The organism is Streptomyces sp. DH12, assembly GCF_020873895.1.
In the GTDB taxonomy this organism is placed as follows: Bacteria; Actinomycetota; Actinomycetes; order Streptomycetales; family Streptomycetaceae; genus Streptomyces.
Genome location: NZ_JAHWGT010000559.1, coordinates 1 through 561 on the forward strand (window position 1 = coordinate 1; position 561 = coordinate 561).

Annotated in this window: 1 protein-coding gene; it reads right to left on the reverse strand. The window is 71.8% G+C overall.

All coding sequences use genetic code 11. The features are described 5' to 3' along the window. Positions 1-94: 94 nt before the first annotated feature. Positions 95-561 (reverse strand): PfkB family carbohydrate kinase (locus LPA54_RS35765; RefSeq protein ID WP_228984726.1); only part of this gene is annotated, 467 nt, incomplete at its 5' end.

A 561-nucleotide genomic window follows, 5' to 3' on the forward strand; every position in this document is an offset into this window, starting at 1 on the left:
GTGCGAGATGCGCGGCCAGGAGTCCGTCGGCGAACAGCCGGCGGACCGGGGCGCGGCCTATGTGGTCCGCCGTCTGTCGTGACGTGACCGGCGGTCAGCCCAGGTGCTCGCGCACCTCGGTGGCGGCGTCGTCGCCGTAGGCCTTGGTGAAGCGCTCCATGAAGTGGCCGCGGCGCAGCTGGTACTCCTGGGTGCCGACCGTCTCGATGACGAGGGTCGCCAGCATGCAGCCGACCTGCGCGGCGCGCTCCAGCGAGACGCCCCACGCCAGGCCGGACAGGAAGCCCGCGCGGAAGGCGTCGCCGACGCCGGTGGGGTCGGCCTTGCGCTCCTCGTCGGGGCAGGCGACCTCGACGACCGGCTCGCCGGCCCGCTCGATGCGCACGCCGCGGGCGCCGAGGGTGGTGACGCGGTGGCCGACCTTGGCGAGGATCTCCTCGTCGGTCCAGCCGGTCTTCGTCTGGATGAGGCCCTTCTCGTACTCGTTGGAGAAGAGGTACGTGGCCCCCTCCAGCAGTATCCGGATCTCCTCCCCGTCCATACGGGCGATCTGCTGGGAGA